General features: G+C 52.2%; 2 protein-coding genes. One reads left to right on the top strand and one right to left on the bottom strand.

Features of this window, described 5'->3' with window-relative positions:
• The coding region (locus FDX22_RS31695; RefSeq protein ID WP_186805404.1) for a hypothetical protein at positions 1 to 146 on the bottom strand (146 nt) is incomplete at its 3' end.
• Positions 147 to 203: 57 nt separating this feature from the next.
• Here FDX22_RS31695 and rlmD point away from each other — a divergent pair.
• The coding region (gene rlmD, locus FDX22_RS21200) for a 23S rRNA (uracil(1939)-C(5))-methyltransferase RlmD (RefSeq protein ID WP_146717732.1) at positions 204 to 1,411 on the top strand (1,208 nt) is incomplete at its 3' end.

The raw sequence follows: 1,411 nt of genomic DNA, 5'->3' as shown, positions 1-1,411 counted from the left end.
ATGATGCTGGCACCAGCATCTTCCAGTTGACGCTGCAAGTCGTTATAGCGATGCACAACAAAAAAGATACTGAGCAGCAAACCTATCAGGACGGTCGGTGCCAGGATCAGAATCATCATGCGAGCGCGCAGGCTGTAGTTGGTCATGGAGTTCCGTTATGGGACAATTAGGGTCACACTGTTAAATAGAGAAAACTCTCGTCGATGGCGCAATTCTACTCTGCAAAACGACGCGTGACGACGCGTCAGATCATAACCGTTACCGCCAATGACCTCGATCCTTTTGGTCAGGGCGTCGCTCGCCATAACGGGAAGACCCTGTTTATACCGGAATTACTGCCCCAGGAAAGCGCTGAGGTGGCAATTACCGAAGATAAAAAACAGTTCGCCCGCGCGCAAGTCAAACGTCGTTTAAACGGCAGCCCAGACCGTGAAGTGCCACGTTGCCCACACTTTGGCGTATGTGGTGGCTGCCAGCAGCAGCATGCCAGCATTTCTTTACAGCAACGTAGCAAAAGCGCGGCGCTGTCACGCTTAATGAAATGTGAAGTGTCAGAGGTTATTGCCGACACGCCATGGGGCTATCGCCGTCGTGCGCGTTTAAGCCTGAACTATCGGGCGAAAGAAAAGCAGTTGCAGATGGGGTTTCGTAAATCTGGCGCCAGTGACATTATCGACGTGAAGCAGTGCCCCGTTTTGGTGCCCCAACTTGAGGCGCTGCTGCCCGATATCAGGGCATGCCTGGAAAGTCTGCAAGGGTTACGCCATCTTGGCCATGTTGAATTAGTGCAGGCTGGCAACGGCACGGTGATGATTTTGCGCCATACGTCGCCGCTAAATACTGCTGATAAAGAAAAACTGGAATGCTTTTCGCATTCTCAGGGACTGTCTTTGTTTCTGGCCCCGCAAAGCGAGATACTGGAACGCGTTTCAGGAGAATCACCCTGGTATGACTCAAATGGGCTACGTTTAACCTTCAGCCCGCGCGATTTTATCCAGGTGAATGCTGGGGTAAATCAACAGATGGTTGCCCGAGCGCTGGAATGGCTGGATGTACAACCTGAAGATCGGGTGCTCGATCTGTTTTGCGGCATGGGTAACTTCACGCTGCCGCTAGCAACCCGTGCGGCAAGCGTGGTGGGCGTTGAAGGCGTGCCTGCGCTGGTGGATAAAGCCCGCGAGAACGCCCTGAATAACGGATTACACAATGTGACATTCTTTCATGAGAATCTTGAGGAGGATGTCACCCGGCAGCCGTGGGCAAAGAACAGATTTGACAAAGTTTTACTCGATCCCGCGCGTGCAGGTGCTGCAGGCGTGATGCAACATATTATAAAATTAAAACCGGGTCGCGTTGTTTATGTATCCTGTAATCCTGCTACGCTGGCTCGTGACAGCGAAGCGTTACTCAA

The sequence above is a fragment of the Citrobacter sp. TBCS-14 genome (assembly GCF_005280805.1).
GTDB classification, from domain to species: Bacteria; Pseudomonadota; Gammaproteobacteria; order Enterobacterales; family Enterobacteriaceae; genus Citrobacter; species Citrobacter gillenii.
Note: the sequence above shows the minus strand (reverse complement) of the source record. Positions and strands in the feature narration are given on the sequence as shown.